Origin of the sequence: Arcicella aquatica, assembly GCF_034928825.1 — a bacterium.
Classification (GTDB): domain Bacteria; phylum Bacteroidota; class Bacteroidia; order Cytophagales; family Spirosomataceae; genus Arcicella; species Arcicella aquatica.
Genome location: NZ_JAYFUL010000009.1, coordinates 146,377 through 165,977, shown reverse-complemented (window position 1 = coordinate 165,977; position 19,601 = coordinate 146,377). Strand labels below are relative to the sequence as shown.

At 34.8% G+C, this 19,601-nt stretch carries 20 protein-coding genes; 10 read left to right on the top strand and 10 right to left on the bottom strand.

The genetic code is table 11. The features are described 5' to 3' along the window. Positions 1–98 precede the first annotated feature (98 nt). The 4 genes from VB264_RS08330 to hisS all read right to left on the bottom strand — a co-directional run bounded on the left by VB264_RS08330 (position 99) and on the right by hisS (position 6,149). Positions 99–1,514, bottom strand: a complete 1,416-nt coding sequence (locus VB264_RS08330; RefSeq protein ID WP_323248398.1) for an energy transducer TonB — start codon at positions 1,512–1,514, stop codon at positions 99–101. Positions 1,515–1,733: 219 nt separating this feature from the next. Then, the gene (locus VB264_RS08325) at positions 1,734–3,131 is read right to left on the bottom strand and encodes an energy transducer TonB (protein WP_323248397.1); all 1,398 of its coding nucleotides are present in this window, start codon (positions 3,129–3,131) and stop codon (positions 1,734–1,736) included. A 143-nt stretch (positions 3,132–3,274) separates the two neighbouring features. Beyond that, positions 3,275–4,666, bottom strand: a complete 1,392-nt coding sequence (locus tag VB264_RS08320; protein WP_323248394.1) for an energy transducer TonB — start codon at positions 4,664–4,666, stop codon at positions 3,275–3,277. Between the two features lie 127 nt (positions 4,667–4,793). Beyond that, entirely contained in the window at positions 4,794–6,149 is a 1,356-nt protein-coding gene (gene hisS, locus VB264_RS08315) for a histidine--tRNA ligase (protein WP_323248392.1), read from the bottom strand. Positions 6,150–6,433: 284 nt separating this feature from the next. Between hisS and VB264_RS08310 the strand changes: the two genes are divergently transcribed. Then, the gene (locus tag VB264_RS08310; RefSeq protein WP_309918619.1) at positions 6,434–6,589 is read left to right on the top strand and encodes a hypothetical protein; all 156 of its coding nucleotides are present in this window, start codon (positions 6,434–6,436) and stop codon (positions 6,587–6,589) included. Between the two features lie 59 nt (positions 6,590–6,648). Here VB264_RS08310 and VB264_RS08305 read toward each other — a convergent pair whose 3' ends face one another. Next, on the bottom strand, positions 6,649–7,044 hold the full coding sequence (locus VB264_RS08305; protein ID WP_323248389.1) for a hypothetical protein: 396 nt from the start codon (positions 7,042–7,044) through the stop codon (positions 6,649–6,651). Between the two features lie 30 nt (positions 7,045–7,074). After that, a complete protein-coding gene (locus tag VB264_RS08300; protein WP_323248388.1) occupies positions 7,075–7,599 on the bottom strand; it encodes a hypothetical protein in 525 nt (174 codons plus the stop codon). A gap of 135 nt (positions 7,600–7,734) precedes the next feature. On the opposite strand from VB264_RS08300, the gene VB264_RS08295 reads away from it, so the two are divergent. The 8 genes from VB264_RS08295 (at position 7,735) to VB264_RS08260 (ending at position 15,320) form a co-directional block, all read left to right on the top strand. After that, positions 7,735–8,502 (top strand): 3-keto-disaccharide hydrolase, encoded by a 768-nt coding sequence (locus tag VB264_RS08295; RefSeq protein WP_323248387.1) that lies wholly within the window; start codon positions 7,735–7,737, stop codon positions 8,500–8,502. Between the two features lie 136 nt (positions 8,503–8,638). After that, entirely contained in the window at positions 8,639–9,403 is a 765-nt protein-coding gene (locus VB264_RS08290; RefSeq protein WP_323248386.1) for a class I SAM-dependent methyltransferase, read from the top strand. A 12-nt stretch (positions 9,404–9,415) separates the two neighbouring features. Next, positions 9,416–10,708 (top strand): aminopeptidase P family protein, encoded by a 1,293-nt coding sequence (locus VB264_RS08285; protein WP_323248384.1) that lies wholly within the window; start codon positions 9,416–9,418, stop codon positions 10,706–10,708. A 243-nt stretch (positions 10,709–10,951) separates the two neighbouring features. Next, entirely contained in the window at positions 10,952–12,052 is a 1,101-nt protein-coding gene (locus VB264_RS08280) for a glycosyltransferase family 4 protein (protein WP_323248382.1), read from the top strand. Positions 12,053–12,069: 17 nt separating this feature from the next. Then, positions 12,070–13,263: a glycosyltransferase gene (locus tag VB264_RS08275; protein WP_323248380.1), complete on the top strand. Its 1,194-nt coding sequence runs from the start codon at positions 12,070–12,072 to the stop codon at positions 13,261–13,263. A gap of 40 nt (positions 13,264–13,303) precedes the next feature. Beyond that, the gene (locus VB264_RS08270) at positions 13,304–13,885 is read left to right on the top strand and encodes a Crp/Fnr family transcriptional regulator (protein ID WP_309918594.1); all 582 of its coding nucleotides are present in this window, start codon (positions 13,304–13,306) and stop codon (positions 13,883–13,885) included. A gap of 89 nt (positions 13,886–13,974) precedes the next feature. Further along, complete coding sequence (locus VB264_RS08265) at positions 13,975–14,865, top strand: MBL fold metallo-hydrolase (RefSeq protein ID WP_323248379.1); 891 nt, start codon at positions 13,975–13,977, stop codon at positions 14,863–14,865. Between the two features lie 65 nt (positions 14,866–14,930). Then, entirely contained in the window at positions 14,931–15,320 is a 390-nt protein-coding gene (locus VB264_RS08260; protein ID WP_323248377.1) for a nuclear transport factor 2 family protein, read from the top strand. A gap of 132 nt (positions 15,321–15,452) precedes the next feature. Here VB264_RS08260 and VB264_RS08255 read toward each other — a convergent pair whose 3' ends face one another. Then, a complete protein-coding gene (locus VB264_RS08255; protein WP_323248376.1) occupies positions 15,453–16,154 on the bottom strand; it encodes a glycoside hydrolase family 25 protein in 702 nt (233 codons plus the stop codon). A 168-nt stretch (positions 16,155–16,322) separates the two neighbouring features. Further along, a complete protein-coding gene (locus VB264_RS08250; protein ID WP_323248375.1) occupies positions 16,323–16,958 on the bottom strand; it encodes a peroxiredoxin in 636 nt (211 codons plus the stop codon). 151 nt (positions 16,959–17,109) lie between these two features. On the opposite strand from VB264_RS08250, the gene VB264_RS08245 reads away from it, so the two are divergent. Beyond that, positions 17,110–17,256: a hypothetical protein gene (locus VB264_RS08245; protein ID WP_323248373.1), complete on the top strand. Its 147-nt coding sequence runs from the start codon at positions 17,110–17,112 to the stop codon at positions 17,254–17,256. Here VB264_RS08245 and hslV read toward each other — a convergent pair. Continuing rightward, positions 17,253–17,792: an ATP-dependent protease subunit HslV gene (gene hslV / locus VB264_RS08240; protein WP_323248371.1), complete on the bottom strand. Its 540-nt coding sequence runs from the start codon at positions 17,790–17,792 to the stop codon at positions 17,253–17,255. The genes VB264_RS08245 and hslV overlap by 4 nt on opposite strands. Positions 17,793–17,806: 14 nt before the next feature. Further along, positions 17,807–19,552, bottom strand: a complete 1,746-nt coding sequence (locus VB264_RS08235) for a M14 family metallopeptidase (protein ID WP_323248369.1) — start codon at positions 19,550–19,552, stop codon at positions 17,807–17,809. Between the last annotated feature and the right edge of the window lie 49 nt (positions 19,553–19,601).

Below are 19,601 nucleotides of genomic sequence, written 5' to 3'. Positions count from 1 at the left end.
TTTTTTAGCAGAAACAAAATACAGAAAAACCCTGAAAATTGCCAATATTGACACTTTTTCGGGGTTATTTTATTTATAATGTATTGATAATCAAATAATTATATTACTAAAGGGAAGCCATAACTAATTGGTATAGTAAACTTTGAACGTACAGCTTTTCCTCGTTGCTTTCCTGCCATCCACTTCCCACTTGACTTCTGTAATACTCTTACGGATTCTTCATCACAACCGCCCCCTATACCCTTTACAACTTTATAATCACACAGTGTACCATCAGTACATACTATAAATTGAACATACACTTTTCCTTCAATGTTCTCTTTTCTAGCTTGTTTAGGATAGCTTAGATTTCTTTGAAGAAAATTGGCAAAACTTTTTAATCCACCTTTAAATTCTGCCATTTCTTCAATAGTTTCATAAACTACTGAATCTACCTCTGTATAGGCAGTTCCTTTTACAAGATTATTTTTTTCATAATACTCAATGTAAGCTGTCTTGTTTTCTATCGTTTTTCCAACCCATTGCCCTTCTTTCTGCCCATCTTTTATGGTTCCATGTTCTTTAATAGCATCTTTGAGCTTGTACAAATATAAAGAACAAGTACCATTACCATTTTTCACTACTTGATTACCAAGGGTGTCCCAAACTGAAATATACTTTTCCTCATTTAATTCTTTTGAAACATTTCTTTCTATAACAGAAAAAAGCTGTCCATTGGCATGCCATTCAAACTCTTTTGTAAATGTAATTTCCTTTTCAATGGACTTAGTTATATCTTTTTCTATAAGTTTATAAATTCTTCCATTTGGATAATAATAATATTTTTTATTATTGACTTCTCTATCTCTTAATTGGCCATTCTCAAACCATGAAATAAATAAAAGCGGAAAATTGCTATTATTTAAAGCACTCTTTGTGTAAACTTTCATATCATCAGCTTCATTTTCACAAATTGAAAGAGTATTTCTTTCGGTAGTATCTACTCTAATAGCAGCAAAATCTACATACTTTGCTTTTGTGTCTTGAAATAAGTGATATGTTATTCCACTATTAATAATACCCGTCAGTGAATCTACAAAATAGCTTCCTGCATATGTGGAGATTCTGTCATCAAAGACTCTCTTCTTTTCGCTATCAAAAAACATAAAAACGGTACCATCTTCGTATATAACTTTTTCAGTTGTAAAGAAAGGAACTGACACATATATCTTTTTCCCATCTTTTAATTTTGTCTGCAAATTGCTAACATTAATTAATTTAGCTACTCTAAGTGCCTCAGCGTCACAGTCAGGTCTTAACCCTTTCACTATTTCATATTTTACTGGAAGATTATTATCTCCCATAGAAATAAGTACCTCAATCTGCCCTTGCACGTTATCCACTTCTGCCATAAAAGGAATTTGTACCGTAGCTTCAATAAATTTTTGAATTGGGTCTATTTCCTCAGAAGAACTTTGAGAAAATGTGTTAAAAAAGAAGAGGCTAAGAATAATACTTTTAAGTATAGTATTCATGTTAAATTGTATTTAGTATATGAAGCTGTTTAAACTTTCCCTTTCGGGTTAAACTAAGCCTTTTAGCATAGCTTGTTCCAAAATTTACTCAACGTAGCAATGCTATGCTTCCCAAATTTTGAAAAAATCAATTCTAAAATACAATACTTTCACCTCAGAAACGGAAAGTTTAAACAGCTTCTATTAAAAAGTTGAGAGAATTACTTTAACGAAGATAAATTATCTACTTAAAACATAACTAATTGGTACTGTAAACTTACTTCTTACAGGTTTTCCTCTTTGTCTTGCTGGTTTCCATTTTCCACTTGATAATTCTAATACTCTTACAGATTCTTCATCACAGCCAAACCCAATGCCTTTTATTACACTAAAGTCACACAAGGTACCATCAGTACAAACAGTAAACTGTACATATACTTTTCCTGAAGCATTGGCTCTCTGGGCACTACTAGGATATCGTAAGTTTCTTTGCAAGTGTTTTGCAAATCCTTGCATCCCTCCTTCAAAACTGGCTTGTTCTTCGGGCATTGAATATGCGATTGTCTGTCCATTGTTATGAGCAGTTCCATTTATACATACCCCTTTTGCATATTTTTCTTCATATAATATTTCTCCTTTTGAATTTTTTCCTTTCCAAATTCCTTCTTTTACACCTGATGTCACTAAACCTGATTCAAATAAATAGTCATTATCTACAGATTGACAATACTCACAAAACCCTTCTCCATTTTTTACAGTTTTGTTGCCTAATGAATCCCAAACTGCTGTGTAACGATCTGCTGACTCGGAATTTTGTTGATTTGAATTTGGACTAATTTCTATAATCGAAGCCATAAGCCCATTAGCGTACCATTTAATGATACGATTCTTATCTTGATGTATCGTTTTACTAAAGGTTAAAATTCTTCCATTTGAATAGTATTGATATAGTTCATTGTTAATATCATTGTAAACGGCTATGCCATTACCATAAAAAGATTGGCTAAGTTTAGGAAAATTAAACTTACTTAATGAAGTTAGGTGGTAGATTTTTGTCGAATCACAGCTATGCCTCAAAAAATCTGATGAATATTGCTGTGAACTATCAATTTGTAGCTTAGAAATTTCAATTAATGATGGGACATTATCTTTAATTAGAAAATACTCTACATTTCCAATAATCTTACCTGAAAGCGTATCTACCAAATACCTTCTTGCATACATTGGCTCATTTCCAAAATGTATTTTCAGGTTTTTATCAAAATACTCCATTTGATAACCTTTACCATAAAATACGTTGAAAGTCTTCAAGAAAGGTACTTCTAACACTATTCGCTTTTTGCCTGCCAGCCTATCTATAAGATATTTAGGGTTGATTAATTTTACGACCCTAAGGGCTTCTTGGTTACATTCATTGGTTAAAGTTTGTAGTATTTCATACTTCTCTGGTAAATTATTTTCACCAATAGTAACTGCAATAGCTACAGTTCCTTTAGTATTGGTAACTTTAGCCATAAAAGGCACTTGAGTAGTTTCCCTAATAAATTCAACGATTGGATCGATTTCCAGTGAAGGGGTTTGAGCAAATGTGCTGAGGCTTAGTAGAGTTAGAACAATACTTGTTAGTATTTTTTTCATTTGGGGGTGTTTCTATTGAGTTATTTGAACAATTTCTCAAAAATAGTAATATTCTTATAAAATACTAGGCTAACAAAAGAAAAAATGGCATTGATATAGCTTAAATTTACCAATGCCTATCTATCATTAATATCAAAACACAATCAATTGGCAATCAAATAATTAATGGGTAAAACAAACTTAGTTTTGATGATTTTTCCCCTTAATTTTCCCGGTGCCCACTTACCGCTTGAAAGCTGAATAACTCTGATAGCCTCTTCATCACAACCAAAACCAACGCTTTTTAACACATTGTAGTCACATAATGTACCGTCAGTACAAACCGTAAATTGTACATACACTTTGCCTTGTACATTCGCTCTTTGGGCTGGTGCTGGATACTTTAAATTCTTTTGAATATGTTTTGCAAAACTAGGAATACCTCCGATAAATTCAGCATTTATTTGAGGGTCTGCATACTCAAATGTTTGTCCGTTGGCAAATGAAAAACCTTTGATACATTTCCCTTTTTCATAATTCTCTTCATAAACTACTTCCCCTCTCCTATTACCTATCCACTTCCCTTCTTTGAATCCATCTTGGATTAATCCAGCATGAATAAACAAATCATTCCCGTCTTTTTCATAAAATTGACAATTGCCTATTCCATTTTTCACTAACTGATTTCCTAGCGTATCCCAAACAGCTATAAAACGCTCAGTAAGCCCTTTTTCATTCTCTGTTCTAATACTCATAGAAGCCAATAGCCCATTAGCGAACCATTTCATCGTTTCTGTCACCTTATTGTTTTCTTCCTCAACTTTTTTACTATAAGTAGCAATACTTCCATTGACATAATAAGCATAACTTCTTTCATTAAAAGTTCTGTATGATATCCTTCCATTTTGATAAATAGCCTGATTGATTGTTGGAAAACTCAAATTACTTAAGACATTCCTTTTGTAAATCTTCAGTGTGTCAGTAGCTTTCTCAAACAGTTCTGGCGAATATCTTTCTGTGCTGTCTATTTTAAGCGGAGCAACATCAACAAGTGTTAGATTTTTACCCTCAAACTTAAAACATTCAGCCTTTCCTATGATTATCCCTGAGAGCGTATCAACCAAGTATCTTCTTGCAAAGGCTGGCTCATTACCCCAGTATGGCTTTTTTGCTCTGTCAAAATACTCAATAAAGTATCCTTTTTCAAATAAAAGAGGGTATTCATTGATAAAAGGTACTTGCAGAATCATAACCTTCTTCACTCCTAATCTATCCAAAAGATATTTAGGATGAATCAGCTTTATCACACGTAAGGCTTCGGCATCACAATCATCGGTTAGATTCTGAACTATTTCATATTTTTTAGGCAAATTATCGCTACCCATTGTAATACGAACAGCCACGATTCCTTGTGTATCAGCTAACCTTGCCTGAAAAGGAATTTGAACATTAACTTCAATAAATTTCTGAATGGGGTCTAATTCGCCAGATGAGTTTTGGGCAAAAGAACTAAAAAAGAGGAATGTAAGAACAAGGCTTACAAATATTTTTTTCATAGTAGAGTGTTTTTGTATGATTTGGTTTAATAATTCCAAAAGTAAAAATATTAAGGAATAAATGATAGTAGAACTAAACGAAAAACGGCATTGACAAATATTAGATTCATCAATGCCGTTTTAAAGCTTACTGTAATTTGGTGATTATCTCTTCAAAAGTGAGTTTCTCTTGCTCACCTGTAATCATATTTTTTAGCGTCAATTTCCCTGTTTCCATCTCATCTGAACCGATGATACAGACATAAGAGATTCGCTTTTTATCGGCATAATCTAGCTGCTTTTTAATTTTACTAACATCTGGATAAACCTCCGCATTGATGCCTGCCAAACGGGCTTTTTGCAACAATGGTAAAGCATAATACAATTCATTTACTCCAAAATGGCATAATAATAATTTAGTAGTGACTGAATTATTGTCAGGGAATAAATTCAATTCTTCTAACACATCATAGATTCTATCTACCCCAAAAGAAATACCAACGCCTGATAGACCATCTACACCAAAAGTTCCTGTTAGGTTATCATAGCGACCTCCACCAGAGATAGAACCCATTTGTACATCCAATGCTTTTACTTCAAAAATTGCTCCTGTATAATACGATAGTCCACGGGCAAGGGTAATATCTAGTTCAATATTTTCTTCCGATTGCCCGAAAGATTTTAACAAATCCCAGACTGCACGTAATTCTTCTATTCCTTTTTTACCTGTTTCAGAATCTTGGAGTAGTTCTGAAAGCTTGACAAATTTCTCTTGATTTGTCCCCGATATTTCAAAAACTGGGTCTAGTTTGGCTAAAGTATCTTCACTAAAACCTTTTTCGGCTAATTCTTCTAAAACTTTTTCTTTGCCTATTTTATCTAATTTATCAATGGCTACAGCTAAAGCTCCTTCTTGCCCTGCTGCACCAATAGCTTCTGAAAGACCAGTAAGTACTTTACGATTGTTAATCTTTAGTGAAAAATTAACACCTAAACTTTTGAATACCTGATGAATCATTAAAACGATTTCGGCTTCACAAACCAAGGAATCAGTCCCTACAACATCGGCATCGCACTGATAAAATTCACGGTAGCGACCTCTTTGCGGACGGTCACCTCGCCAAACGGGTTGAATTTGATAACGTTTGAATGGCATTGCCAATTCATTACGATTCATCACTACAAAACGTGCAAAAGGAACTGTTAAATCATACTTTAGGCCTTTTTCAGAAATCTTTAACGTTAATTTCTTAGCGCCTTCATCTAATTCTTTTTGTGTAATTTTTTCAGAAAAATTTCCTGAATTTAATATTTTAAATAATAATTGATCCCCTTCCTCACCATACTTTCCCATTAATGAAGAAAGATTTTCCATAGCGGGCGTTTCGATAGGCTGAAAACCAAATTGTTGAAAAACGGCTTTAATAGTATCAAAAATATAATTACGTCGAACCATTTTCTCTGGTCCAAAATCTCGCGTACCTTTTACTAAACTTGGTTTCATAGCATAAAAATTGGGTTATTAAACCCAAGAACGTGAAAATTAACAGGATTATCCTGAATGGCAAAATTACAAAACCCACGAAGTATTTGGAAACTTCGTGGGTTTTATTTCTTCTTGGATTGGAGGACTGGATGACTTTAGGACGCTAGATACTAGATTTTTTTGCTTTAAGCTTACGGCTCATAGCTTAAAGCTCACCGCTTTCAGCATATTAATTGCCTATATGTTTGTTTAAAAAATATATTCTTCCTAATTTTGCACCTCAATTTAAAACTCTGTTCGCAATGGCTGTTACAAGACTAAAAAGAAAAGACAGAAGAAACAAGGCTATAGCCACTAACAAAATCAATGCGATTAAGCATTTGACTCAAACTCCCGAAATTAAATTGGTAGATATTGAGGCAATCAAAGCTGAGTTTGCTGCGAAGGCTGCGAAGTAATTTGTACAATTTCTTCTAAGAGATCTAAACCTCGTCAAACCTGACGGGGTTTTCTTTTTTTACTCCTTTTTATCTTCTTTATTGTTTTTAGCTTTTTTATCTTCTTTACCGCGCAATACTTCTCCTAGATGATTTAACTTCTTAATTTGTTTCGTCATCTCTTTCTCTTGGCGACTAAAACGCTTGTTCATATCCATTAAGACTCTGAAACGGATAGCTTGTCCTAGGAAGACCAATCCTATACTTGTAATGATTAAGCCATACAGCCCCCAAATAAACCATCTAAAAAAAACAACGTTAGGTTCTGCTCTGATGGTTGAAGCAGTACCTACCACAGAAATACCAAAGCCAAAAAGAAGTAACCCCAGTATGGTACACCAAATATATTTAGTGCGCAATGGCATTCTTCTAACTAATCTTTGACCGGGTGCTTTTTTAGGAATATCAGGTTTCATATTGGGTTGGGTATTTTTTTTAATAGAAAATCATTGCCAATTGCTCCCTAATAGGGTTTCAATCGTTTGAAATTCATCTTTTAAGTTATCAGGAATTGTATGTTTAGAATATGTAAAGCCATGTTCTTGCCACAAAATTATTGTATAATTATCTGTCTGATATACTCCCTTTGTGCTATTTCTTAGAATGGCCACTTTGTCGGAAGGAAGTTTCTTTTCAACAGTCATCATAAAATAAGCCTTTGTTTTCATCATCAACACTTTTTTCTTGCCTACAGTTTTTGTCACAACGCTAGCTCTGGTATCAATACTTTTCAGGGCAGTTTGCGGCAAAAAAATATCATTATTTCTTTCAATATAGAAATTACTTCCATTAGCACGCATTGTCCAGCCTTTAAGCAATTGGGTTTTAACAAGTTGAATTTTCTTATCTTTTAAGATAACATTCAAGTCTAGTCCTGTTTGTTTAGCTTTTTCTGCATTGGCTACATCGATAATAAGCACAAATCCACACAGAAAAGCTAATTTTATCCAATTTCTTTGAGTAATTTTCATAAATAAAGTATTAATTCGCAAGATATTCTTGAATATTGCATTATTGAATAAAACTTACTCAAAATTTATGCTAGCATAGCCAGAATACCTTATTTTACGCAAATTAAAATTAAAATAAACATAAACTATAATTCAATGACGATCAACAAGAAATTTATTTTGGGTTTAAGCCTTAGTTTGGCTGCTTATTCAATGAATTCTGCCAATGCACAAGATTTCCGTTTTACTCAAAAAAATCCAGATAAACCAGAAGCTACCGAGTTCTGGGATCCAGAAGTAAGAGTAGTTACGCCCGGATCTGTTCCATCTGATGCGATAGTTTTATTTGATGGAAAAAATTTAGATAGTTGGGAATCAGCGAAAGACGGTTCAGCGGCAAAATGGGATGTAAAAGATGGTATCTTGACTGTAGCAAAAGGTTTGGGTGGTATTTCAACAAAAAAACACTTTGGAGATTGCCAATTACACATCGAATGGCGTTCACCTATCGAACCTGAAACCTTGAAAGGTCAACAAAAAGGAAACAGCGGGGTTTTTCTGAATGGTATTTATGAAGTACAGGTGTTGAACTCGTACCAAAACCGTACTTACAGAAATGGTCAAGCAGGTTCTATTTACAAACAAACTCCTCCGCTAGTTAATGCTACTTCTAAAATGGGTGATTGGAATGTCTATGACATTATCTATACTGCTCCTCGCTTTACAGCTAATGGTGGTATCGAAACGCCTGCTTATGTAACGGTTATTCACAACGGGGTAATTGTACAAAACCATACAAAAATTCAAGGAGCTACAAATTATATCGGACAGCCTACTAATCCTGTTCATGAAAAAGGCCCTATTTCTTTACAAGACCACGGTAACTTAGTAAGTTTCCGCAATATTTGGATTAGAGAAATATAGTATTCAATGCTTCTTAGCTTTTGTTAATTAGAAATTGGGAATGATTTTTTACCTTTGTGTGAATAATCATTCCTTTTTTTATTTTATCACATATATTCATTCAAAACGAGCGTTATAAACCGTTTTAAGATTAATTATGAAATCAATTATTAGCTGGACACTCAGAAACATTCCACGTAAATACCTGCAATTAGTTTCTCACTTAGTGATGAAAATCTACGCTATCTTTTTAAGAGGCACTAGAGTAACCTGTCCAGTTTGTAGATCAAAATTCTCAAAATTTGTACCTTATGGGCGTTTAGAACCCAGAGACAACGCTTTATGCCCGAACTGTCTGGCTTTAGAACGCCACCGTTTGATGTATATGTATTTACAGCAAAAGACTAATTTCTTTACTGATAAATTAAAGGTATTACATGTTGCCCCAGAGTATTGTTTCATTGATCGTTTCGAGAAAATGAAAAATCTGGACTATATCACTGCTGATATTGAATCACCTTTGGCAAAAGTGAAAATGGATTTACACCATATTCCATTTGAAGACAACACTTTTGATGTAGTATTCTGTAATCATGTCCTTGAACACGTGAATGATGATATTCAATGTATGCGAGAGATGAGAAGAGTATTAAAACCTACGGGTTGGGCTATTATGCAATCTCCCCAAGATTGGAGCTTAGCCACTACCTTCGAAGACAAAACGATTACTGACCCTAAAGAACGTGAACGCCTGTTTAAACAAGATGACCACTTCAGAATTTATGGCAGAGATTATAACAAACGTTTGGAACAAGGTGGCTGGAAGGTAACAGAGGATAAATTTGGGGTTAATATGCCACCAGACCAAATCAAACGTTTTGCTTTACCTAAAGATGAAATCATTTACCTGTGTCAGAAATAACACTCTTTTTATATGAAATACTTACCCATCAACAACTCGCTTTTCATTGAAAATCGTCAACGCTTAGCGCAACTTTTAAAACCTAAATCTATTGCTATTTTAAATTCCAACGACCCAATGCCTACCAATGCAGACGGAACGATGGGATTTCAACAAAATTCTGATTTATTCTATCTTTCAGGTATCGACCAAGAAGAATCTATCCTTTTATTATTTCCAGATAGCCCAAATCCTGCTCATAAAGAAATATTATTCTTGAGAGAAACTTCTGAATTGATTGCCATCTGGGAAGGTTATAAATATACCAAAGAGCATGCACAAGAGGTTTCGGGCATAAAAAGCATTTATTGGATGAGCCAATTTGATGCTGTGTTAACAACCTTAGTTTTTGAAGCTGAACACCTCTATCTGAATTCAAACGAACATATTCGTAACCATTCAGTAGTACAAACACGTGATGCAAAATTTATCCTTTGGGCTAAAGAGCATTTCCCTTTGCATAAATTTGAACGACTTGCTCCGCTAATGCACCAATTAAGGGTCATTAAAAATCCCATTGAAATTGAACAGTTGAGCGAAGCCATGCGTATTACAGAATTAGGATTCAGAAGACTCCTTAATTTTGTAAAGCCCAATGTTACTGAATATGAAATCGAAGCTGAACTATTGCACGAATTTGTGAGAAATCGTTCCAAAGGTTTTGCTTATCAGCCTATTATTGCTTCGGGGGCTAATGCTTGTGTATTACATTATATTGAAAACAGTCGCCCATGTCTTGATGGTGATGTTATTTTATTGGATGTAGCGGCTGAGTACGGAAATTATAATGCAGACTTAACAAGAACGATTCCTGTAAATGGTAAATTTACGCCTCGTCAGCGTCAAGTGTATGATGCGGTGTTGCGTGCATTCAAATATGCAAAATCTATTTTAGTAGTAGGCAATTTATGGGATGAATATCAGCAAGCTGTTGAGAAGTTTATTGAAGAAGAACTAATAGGCTTAGGCTTATTTACGCGCGAAGAGGTAGAAAAACAAAATCCAGAATCACCATTATTCAAAAAGTATTTCATGCACGGTGTTTCACACCATTTAGGACTTGATGTTCATGATGTGTGGAACAAATATCGTCGTTTTGAAGCTGGAATGGTCTTTACAATAGAGCCTGGTATTTATATTCGTGAAGAAGGATTAGGAATTCGTTTAGAAAACAACATCCTGATTACAGAAGATGGCAACATTGATTTAATGGCAAATATTCCGATTGAAGCCGATGAAATTGAGGCTTTAATGAGTAAGCTTTGAGCCTTGAGCTAACAGCTTTGAGCACTGAGCTATGAGATTTGAGAAAAGTAGATAGCTTTTAACAAATAGTTTTGAGCTATAAGATTTAAGAGTTGAGCATTGATTAGGATGAGTGTTAACTTTGATTTAAGTTATTAAAAGATTGAATAGGTTGTGATTTGATAAGTAATCTTACTCAAATCACAACCTAAAACTCACTCAATCACAACTGCGGCGGACTGCTCACTCAATCACTAAATAAATATGAAAATACTATACGATCATCAGGCATTTACGGGACAAAGATATGGAGGGGTGGCGCGCTATTTTCATGATTTGATGGAGTCGCTAGTGGACATGGGTGTTGGTGTAAAACTATCTTTGCCTTTTTCAAACAATGAATATTTAAAAAATAGTTCTGTTCGTCGTCCAAATGAATTTAGGCATATTTTTGGTTTTATGCCAACCAATATGCTCGTGTCGAGAACAAACCGTTTGAATAGTATTGTTCAACTACAAAAAGGTAAATTTGACGTTTTTCATCCTACCTTCTTTCATAATTATTACTTAAATCATCTCAAGAAGAAGCCTTTTGTGCTTACCTACCACGACTGTATTAAAGAGCGTTTTAATTTGAATCATATCGATAATGCTAGTCATGCACAGAAACAAGAATTACTGAATAAGGCCGCAAAAATCATCGCTATTTCTGAAAATACTAAAGCTGATTTACTAGAGTTTTACCAAATAAAACCCGAAAAAATTGAAGTAATTTACCATTCCTCTTCTTTCAGAAACCATCAATTACCAGTTGGTTTTCAAGTAAAAACACCTGAGAAATACTTGCTTTACGTAGGTGCACGCAACGATTATAAAAATTTTACTGGCTTTGTAACGTCTATTGCTTCTGTATTACATCAACATCCAGACGTACAGTTACTTTGTGCAGGCGGAGGTGATTTTAACAAAGCAGAACATGAATTAATTGATAGCTTAAATTTACAAACACAAGTAAAGCATTTTCACTTTCAGAGCGACGATACCTTATTTTACTTGTATCAAAATGCCATAGCTTTCGTGTATCCCTCTTTATACGAAGGTTTTGGGATACCAATTCTTGAAGCTTTTGCTTGTGGTTGTCCAGTAGTGTTAAGCAATACTTCATGCTTTCCTGAAGTGGCTCAAGATGCCGCTTTATACTTCAATCCTAGCGATAAAGAAGATATTGCCGATAAAATCACAGCAATTATTGAGAATGAATCTCTTAGGAAAAGTCTAGTTCAAAAGGGGTTTATTCGTCAACAAAACTTTTCGGCAGAAAAAACTGCTACACAAACACTGAATGTTTACAAAAGCATTTTGTAATACTTACTTATTAACTCATGAGTTTTCAAAAAACTGTTTTAATCTTTGAACCTGATGCAAGCGGGCATCATCCAGGCTATTTATATCATTTGCTTTTACATTTTTTGACCGAGCAATATGATTTTCAGTTAGCGGTTTTGGTGAATCCAGATTTTTTTGAAAAACACCCTACAATCATTCAAAATACTACATCCGATAATATCAAATGGATGAGTACCTCGGAACAGACTTTTCAAAATTGGCAAGAGGCTAAAAGTAATGTTATCAAACGAGCAAAATTGGAATGGGCTATTTGTTGTGAGTACGCTAAAGTACTACAAGCTAAATCCATCTTTATGATGTATTTTGACCATTTTCAGCTAGCTTGTTTTACAGAACCAACTCCTCCTTGTCCTATTTCAGGGATATTCTTTCGCCCAACATTGGTTAATTATCCTGCTTATTCTATCAAAGAAAAAATTAATTATTGGCGTAAATATTTACTATTAAGAGCTGTTACTCATCGTAAATTTTTAAATACGTTATTTTGTTTAGACCCTTTTGCTGTTGAGTTTATTCAAAACAATTGGCAAACGTATAATGTAAAGTTTTTACCAGACCCCGTCCAGATTTATCCAAGTACCCAACCTGCCATTACCTTAAAAAATGAATTAGGAATCTCTCCTGAGAAAACCGTATTGTTGATTTTTGGTCATTTAGATGATAGAAAAGGCATCACTAAGGTAATGGATACCCTTACCCAACTTTCAAATGAAAAAGCCAAAAACGTTTGTTTATTGGTTGTTGGTCCTTGGGATATGAATGAGAAATTGGTTTTTGAAGAAAAGCTTGCAAAACTAGCCCAAAAGAAAACAGTACAAGTCGTGACTCATAACGATTTTGTGGCTGATGAAAATATTCAATCTTTCTTTGAAGTAGCAGATTATGTATTGGCTCTCTACCAAAAACATATTGGCATGAGTGCCATTATGGTAAGAGCTGCTAGTGCTCAGAAGCCTTTAATTACTTATAACTACGGCTTAATGGGCAAAATTACTGCTGAAAAACAATTGGGTTTAATTATTGACGAAGCTATTGAAGACGACCTTTTAGTAAAGCTTGAAACACTTCTGGCAACCAAGCAGGTCATTGGTAATCATCAACAAATGAAAGAATTCGCCCATTTGAACCAAGCCAAAAATTATGCGAAGACTATTCTTGATAGTTTTTAAGTTGCAACAAATTTATACAGCATCATAATAGACTCTCAAGATGAAAAATCTCCTCGAACAAAATATATCCAAACATATCTCTCTTGAAGATGATGAAATGGAAGAATTCTGCAATTTGTTTCAATACAAAAGCATTAAGAAAAAAAGTTTTTTATTGAGGAAAGACGAAGTTTGCAAGTTTGAGGGCTTCGTTGTCAAAGGGCTTTTTCGCGTATATCATATTGACCAAGACGGAGTTGAACAAATACTCTATTTCGCCTTTGAGAATTGGTGGATTACCGATATTGATAGTTTTACGAATGATAAACCATCACAACTTTTTATAGAAGCTATCGAAGATAGCGAAGTATTGCTAATTTCAAAAAAAGATAAAGAATTTGCTTATGTGAATTTACCCAAAATAGAAAAATTATTTAGGGTAATGACTCAAAAAACGCATGTTGCCCTTCAAAGAAGGATGATAGATAATCTGAGCAAAACTGCTGAAATACGTTATCTGGAATTTTCTGAAAAATACCCACAACTTATCCAACGCCTTTCTAATCTGCAAATTGCTGCCTATTTGGGCATTACTAATGTCTTTTTGAGCAATATCCGAAAGAAAATTTCTTTAAAAAAATAGCTTGTCTCCCTCCTTTATTAAACTACTTTAAAGTTTTTGTGCCTTGCTTGCTCCCATCTTTGCATTATCAATTTAAAACAACAGCAAAGATGAAAAACCTTATTTCAACAATATTATTAACAATCTTAATTTTATTCAAAATGGACGGACAAGCACAAAGTTTCAAAACGATTGAAACAAGCAATTTTAAACTTGAGGTTTATAATGCCTCAGAAAACAGTTTTGGGGTAGCATCAGTAATTGTATCAGGAAAAACGGATGCCGTATTAATTGATGCACAATTTACCTTAGCAGATGCCGAAAAGGTAGCACAGGAAATCAAAAAATCAGGTAAAAAACTGACGACTATTTATGTTTCGCACACCGACCCTGATTTTTATTTTGGCTTGGAAGTTTTCAAAAAACATTTTCCTGATGTTACTGCTTATGCTTCGCCAGCAACCGTTGAATCTATCAAGGCTACAGCACAGAAAAAATTAGACATTTGGGGCGGAAGATTAGGCAAAGCCATTACATCAAATGTTGTTTTACCGCAAGTTTTAAAAGGAAATAGTATTGAACTGGAGGGTCAAAAATTAGAAATTGTAGGTTTAGAAGAATTTCCTTCAAAAACTTTCGTCTGGATTCCGTCCATTAAGGCAGTTGTAGGAGGTATCAATGTTTTTGGAACGACTTTTAATCTTTGGATGGCAGATGCCCAAACAACAGACGCTCGCAAAAACTGGATAAATGTTTTAGATAAAATTGAAGCTTTAAAACCAACAATCGTGATTCCTGCACATGCAAATGCTAATTCCCCATTTGATATTTCAGCAGTAAAACACACCAAAAGTTATATCCAGTTTTATGAAGAGGCTTTGAAAACAAACAAAACTTCGGAAGATTTAATTAAAGCCATCAAAGCAAAATATCCAACTCTTACTTTTGACACTGCTTTGCAAATAGGAGCAAAAGTGAACACTGGAGAAATGAAATGGTAAAATTAATCACATTCAACTTGGCAATGTTTCTGGCATTGTCAAGTTGCTCTTTAAAAAAGAAGGAAATGACAAATCTTGAGATTATTAAAAGCACTTACGAAGGAAAAACGTCAGAAGAAAACGGAAAAAATTTAGCCAAATACGTAGCTGAAGATATATCTTGGACAGAAGCCAAGGGATTTCCTTATGCTGGCACTTATATCGGTTTAGAAAGTGTTACTAAGAATGTTTTTAGCCGATTAGGAGGCGAATGGATAAATTATAAGTTCACTCCCGAAGACTATGTTGCTAGTGATGATAAAGTAGTAGCCTACGGTACCTATACTGGTACATACAAAATAACAGGTAAATATTTTGAAACGAGGGTTGCTCATATCTGGAAACTGAAAGAAGGAAAGATTATAAAATTTGAGCAGTTTGTAGATAGTCAGCCTGTAAATAATGCCATGAGGTAAGAACTATCTAATAACCTTAAATTTGTCTGAATTAGGATTTATGGGATTATTGTGGCTACCACTACGGGATCGGATATGATTCTGTTTCCCACTGATAATCTCAATCCTAAAATCAGTATCATAAATAAACTATCATAAACACAAGGCTTCTAAATCTTCTCGATTGCCCAGAAACACGTTAAAGTCAACCGTACCTTTTACGCCCTCGCACCAACCACGCTGATTGTGTTGCCAAAACCATAGATTTGAATTATATCCTTTTAATGTTTCCCTTGAATAATCAGCAATCCAAAGCGGATAATCATCAAAATTGCCTTTGATAAACTTCTTGTAAAAGTTGGGGTTGGTATAAATAATTGGTTTTTTGTGATAATGATTTTCTACAATATCTAACCAAGTCTGAATTTCGCTGATAATTTGCTTGTCGGGCTTCAAAGAATTTTGTTCAATATCCAACACAGGCGCTAAATCTCCCTCCTCCAAATCTACTGAATTAATAAAATTTTTCGCCTGACCAACGGGCTCACGCCAAGTAATAAAAAAATGATAAGCTCCTCTTTTTAAACCACTCTTTTTTACTTGTTCCCAGTTTCTTTCAAATTGACGGTCGGCATGGCTCATTCCTTCCGTAGCTTTTAGAAAACAGAAACCAAGTTTTAAATTCTCATCCGAGAATTTCATTTTCTTTACTTCCTTCCAATTCACCACGCCATTATGATGTGATACATCGATGCCATGAATTTTGTAGCGTAAAGGTATTGTAATGCCTAATTTAGAGACTTTCGTCCATTCGTTAGGATTAGGGCGAAGATTGATATAGATAACAAAAGACAAAAAGAGCAATAGGATAGAAATAAGTACAATCCTGACAAATCGAGGGAGTAATCGGAAGCGCTTTTTGAGTAGTTTTAAAGAATTCATATTACAAAAATACAAAAAGGCAAGAAAGATATTTCATCTTCTTGCCTTTTCTATGTAATGATTTACAAAATCATCGAACGATTATTTGTTTGGCTGAGGCGTTGTTCTCAAATAAGGTTTAATAATCGTAAACCCTTTAGGGAATTTTGCCGCTGCATCTTCAGTTTTCACTGCTGGTGTAATGATAACATCTTCACCATCTTTCCAGTCTGCTGGAGTAGCTACTTGGTAATTAGCCGTTAATTGTAGCGAGTCGATTACTCTTAACAATTCTTGGAAATTACGCCCTGTAGAAGCAGGGTATGTCAATGTCAACTTGATTTTTTTATCTGGTCCAATGATAAATACCGAACGAACTGTCGCTTTTTCAGAAGCATTTGGGTGAATCATATCATACAACGTAGCAACGTTACGGTCTGAATCAGCAATGATTGGGAAATTCACTTTCACACCATTTACTTCTTCAATATCTGGTATCCATTTATTATGTGAGGCTAAATCATCTACTGAAACTGCTATTACTTTAACTCCTTTTTTCTCGAATTCACCTTTCAATAAAGCCGTTTTTCCTAATTCAGTTGTACAAACTGGTGTAAAGTCAGCAGGGTGGCTAAAAAGTAAAGCCCATGAGTCACCAATCCATTCATGAAAATTAATTGTTCCTTGAGTTGTTTCCGCTGTAAAGTCGGGTGCAATATCTCCTAATCTTAATGACATAGTTTTATTCAATTTAAAGTTTTTAAATACTTACTCTATTGGAATACAAGATTAATAAAAAAATAGTTTCAAGATACAGGTTAATTGATTTTTTTAAGCTGTTTTATATGCTGTAGGCAATAGGCTTTCGGATGTCGGATATCGGCGAAAAATGAATCAGCGTAAATCAGCGTATCCAATCAGCGAAAATCTGCGGGTTAAAAACGTTATTTTACCCGCAGATTTAGGAGATTTATACGCAGATTTTCACAGATTAAAAAAAAGGCTTAAAGCCTATTGCTTACAGCCAAAAGCCTAAACTGGCTTCTCAATAATAAAATTATGATTTGTATAGATACAAATATCTGCTGCGATGGTTAAGCCTTCACGAACGATTTCCTCCGCACTTAAATGAGCCGCATGTTTACGCATTGCCAAAGCAGCCGATAGTGCGTAATTACTACCAGAACCAATGGCAGCAATCCCATTCTCAGGTTCTAATACATCGCCAGTTCCTGAAATAATCAAGGTTTCTTCTTTATTGGCAACAATCATCATGGCTTCTAGTTTGCGCAAATAGCGGTCAGTACGCCAATCTTTGGCTAATTCTATGCTAGCACGCTTCATATTACCCCCATAAGCATTTAGCTTTTCTTCAAAACGCTCTAGTAATGTAAAAGCATCTGCCGTTGAACCTGCAAAACCTGTTACAATTTTTCCATCCAACATTTTTCTGATTTTGCGCACATGATTTTTGGCAACGGTATTTCCCATTGTCGCTTGTCCGTCTGCACCAATTGCTACTTCGCCATTATGCACCACCGCCAGAACGGTTGTAGATCTAATTTTTTCCATTTTAGGTAATCATTTTATAAGGTCTTAGACACAAGTCCACCTTTCTTACTATCGATTTCAACCGTAAATTTATTACTTTTACCTTTAACAATCCAACGTACTTTTACAGTACCCATTCCCGGAATACTCGGAACCGATATCGTCTGTGGATTATTTAGCTGTTCTTTTGTAAGGTTTGTATCTTCATTTTCAACAATCATTCCAGCCACAACAGTTGCATCTTTTAACGTAATAAAATCAGGACGTTCAATTTTATACTTTATATCGTGTGCTGAATGCGTTGGAATTACTTTCTCGTTGACAATAATTGCCGTTACTTCAGTTAAACCACCAGCCAATACTTTTTGCTTGATTTCTAATACATCCAGTTTAGGCATTTGCGAAGCATGTAAAATGGTAAATGCCATATTTCTATGAGCATCTTCTTCCAATAAGAAACCTGGATGTGCCCTCACATAGTTTTTCTTTGAACCTCCAATTTCAATATCTCCATACTGCGGATGTTTAAAAGGTTTCCATGCTACATAAGCATCCCCAAATAGCATTAGGCGACTAAATTCTTCAAATTCATTATTTTGAAAACGTCCTTCCTCACCTACTTTATTGAACAATTTATAAGAAGTCATCAACTCTGTTGAAAACGTAAAAATACCTCTTCCTAAAGCAACCCAATCAATCTCGCCACCATAAACCGTGTATAAATCTTTATAAATCACAAAGTATTTATAGCCTGGATTCATCTTTTCGCCAATTTTCCCGAAATAATCATACACTGATGCATCCTGAGTAGTATAAAATGGGGCATCTTCTTCAGCACCCGGTCCACGTAAAAACATTCCTCCGTTGTTATGATAGCTCTGTGCTCCTGCAATGTTTGGATGATTCATGATGAAGTTTTTGATACTTTGCGTTTCTGGTAAAGTACCTGGATAGAACAATGCCCCACGTTGAACATAATCAGGCTGCCAGTTCCAAGCCCAGTCGCGGTTAGGGTCATAATATCCCAATACATCTTCGTTAATTAAACCATCTCCATCATTATCAATGCCTTCATAACCTAGCATTTCATATTCGCCTTTTTCATCTGCTTTTACAGGAACCATTCTTTGCGGATTTTCTGGGTCTACTTTCCAACGACCAGTAGCAGAACGTCTTCTCATCATTACAATGTTTCCGTCGCCGTCTAAATCATCATATTTATCCTCATCGGCTTGTCCGTCGCCATCATCATCCATCGCCATCATCCCCGAACGAGGTGAATTAGCATTATTAGGATTTTTCAAGAAATCCTCACGGGCATCAGGATTAATAGTCGGCGTAATATAGAATACTTTGTCTTGTAATAGCTGTTTGATAAATGCTACATTCGCAAAATTTTCAACTAAATACCAAGCCGTGTACATCGCCACTTCGGTACCTTGAATTTCATTCGAGTGAATATTGCCATCAATATAAAAACCCGGTTTACGACTTACATTGCCAGTTTTAGTATCACTAATCGTTAGTACCCACATGTCTCTGCCTTGATAAGACTTACCCATCGATTCTACTTTTACTAAATCTGGATATGCTTTGGCTAAATCCTGACAAAACTTAGTAATCATGGCGTAATCGTTGTAATGATTCCAAGCCATTTTTACTTTTGGGTTCGCTGGCGAGCCAATTGCTCTTAAACCAGTTAGGTCGTCATTTTGAATTTTTTCTTGTGAAAAAGCACTAAACGAGCAGGTTAAAAGGACTAAAAAGATATATTTTTTCATTGGATTTGATTCAAATTAATAGTTAACATCTATCAGCATTAATATCCAG

Excerpts from the sequence above, each read along its gene's own strand:
- hslV (WP_323248371.1), bottom strand. The coding sequence starts at position 17,792 with ATGGAAAAAATTAGATCTACAACCGTTCTGGCGGTGGTGCATAATGGC.
- VB264_RS08285 (WP_323248384.1), top strand. The coding sequence starts at position 9,416 with ATGAAATACTTACCCATCAACAACTCGCTTTTCATTGAAAATCGTCAA.
- VB264_RS08305 (WP_323248389.1), bottom strand. The coding sequence starts at position 7,044 with ATGAAACCTGATATTCCTAAAAAAGCACCCGGTCAAAGATTAGTTAGA.
- VB264_RS08325 (WP_323248397.1), bottom strand. The coding sequence starts at position 3,131 with ATGAAAAAAATACTAACAAGTATTGTTCTAACTCTACTAAGCCTCAGC.
- VB264_RS08265 (WP_323248379.1), top strand. The coding sequence starts at position 13,975 with ATGAAAAACCTTATTTCAACAATATTATTAACAATCTTAATTTTATTC.
- VB264_RS08295 (WP_323248387.1), top strand. The coding sequence starts at position 7,735 with ATGACGATCAACAAGAAATTTATTTTGGGTTTAAGCCTTAGTTTGGCT.
- VB264_RS08290 (WP_323248386.1), top strand. The coding sequence starts at position 8,639 with ATGAAATCAATTATTAGCTGGACACTCAGAAACATTCCACGTAAATAC.
- VB264_RS08330 (WP_323248398.1), bottom strand. The coding sequence starts at position 1,514 with ATGAATACTATACTTAAAAGTATTATTCTTAGCCTCTTCTTTTTTAAC.
- VB264_RS08245 (WP_323248373.1), top strand. The coding sequence starts at position 17,110 with ATGAATCAGCGTAAATCAGCGTATCCAATCAGCGAAAATCTGCGGGTT.
- VB264_RS08280 (WP_323248382.1), top strand. The coding sequence starts at position 10,952 with ATGAAAATACTATACGATCATCAGGCATTTACGGGACAAAGATATGGA.
- VB264_RS08235 (WP_323248369.1), bottom strand. The coding sequence starts at position 19,552 with ATGAAAAAATATATCTTTTTAGTCCTTTTAACCTGCTCGTTTAGTGCT.
- VB264_RS08270 (WP_309918594.1), top strand. The coding sequence starts at position 13,304 with ATGAAAAATCTCCTCGAACAAAATATATCCAAACATATCTCTCTTGAA.
- VB264_RS08320 (WP_323248394.1), bottom strand. The coding sequence starts at position 4,666 with ATGAAAAAAATATTTGTAAGCCTTGTTCTTACATTCCTCTTTTTTAGT.
- VB264_RS08300 (WP_323248388.1), bottom strand. The coding sequence starts at position 7,599 with ATGAAAATTACTCAAAGAAATTGGATAAAATTAGCTTTTCTGTGTGGA.
- hisS (WP_323248392.1), bottom strand. The coding sequence starts at position 6,149 with ATGAAACCAAGTTTAGTAAAAGGTACGCGAGATTTTGGACCAGAGAAA.
- VB264_RS08310 (WP_309918619.1), top strand. The coding sequence starts at position 6,434 with ATGGCTGTTACAAGACTAAAAAGAAAAGACAGAAGAAACAAGGCTATA.
- VB264_RS08275 (WP_323248380.1), top strand. The coding sequence starts at position 12,070 with ATGAGTTTTCAAAAAACTGTTTTAATCTTTGAACCTGATGCAAGCGGG.
- VB264_RS08250 (WP_323248375.1), bottom strand. The coding sequence starts at position 16,958 with ATGTCATTAAGATTAGGAGATATTGCACCCGACTTTACAGCGGAAACA.
- VB264_RS08260 (WP_323248377.1), top strand. The coding sequence starts at position 14,931 with ATGACAAATCTTGAGATTATTAAAAGCACTTACGAAGGAAAAACGTCA.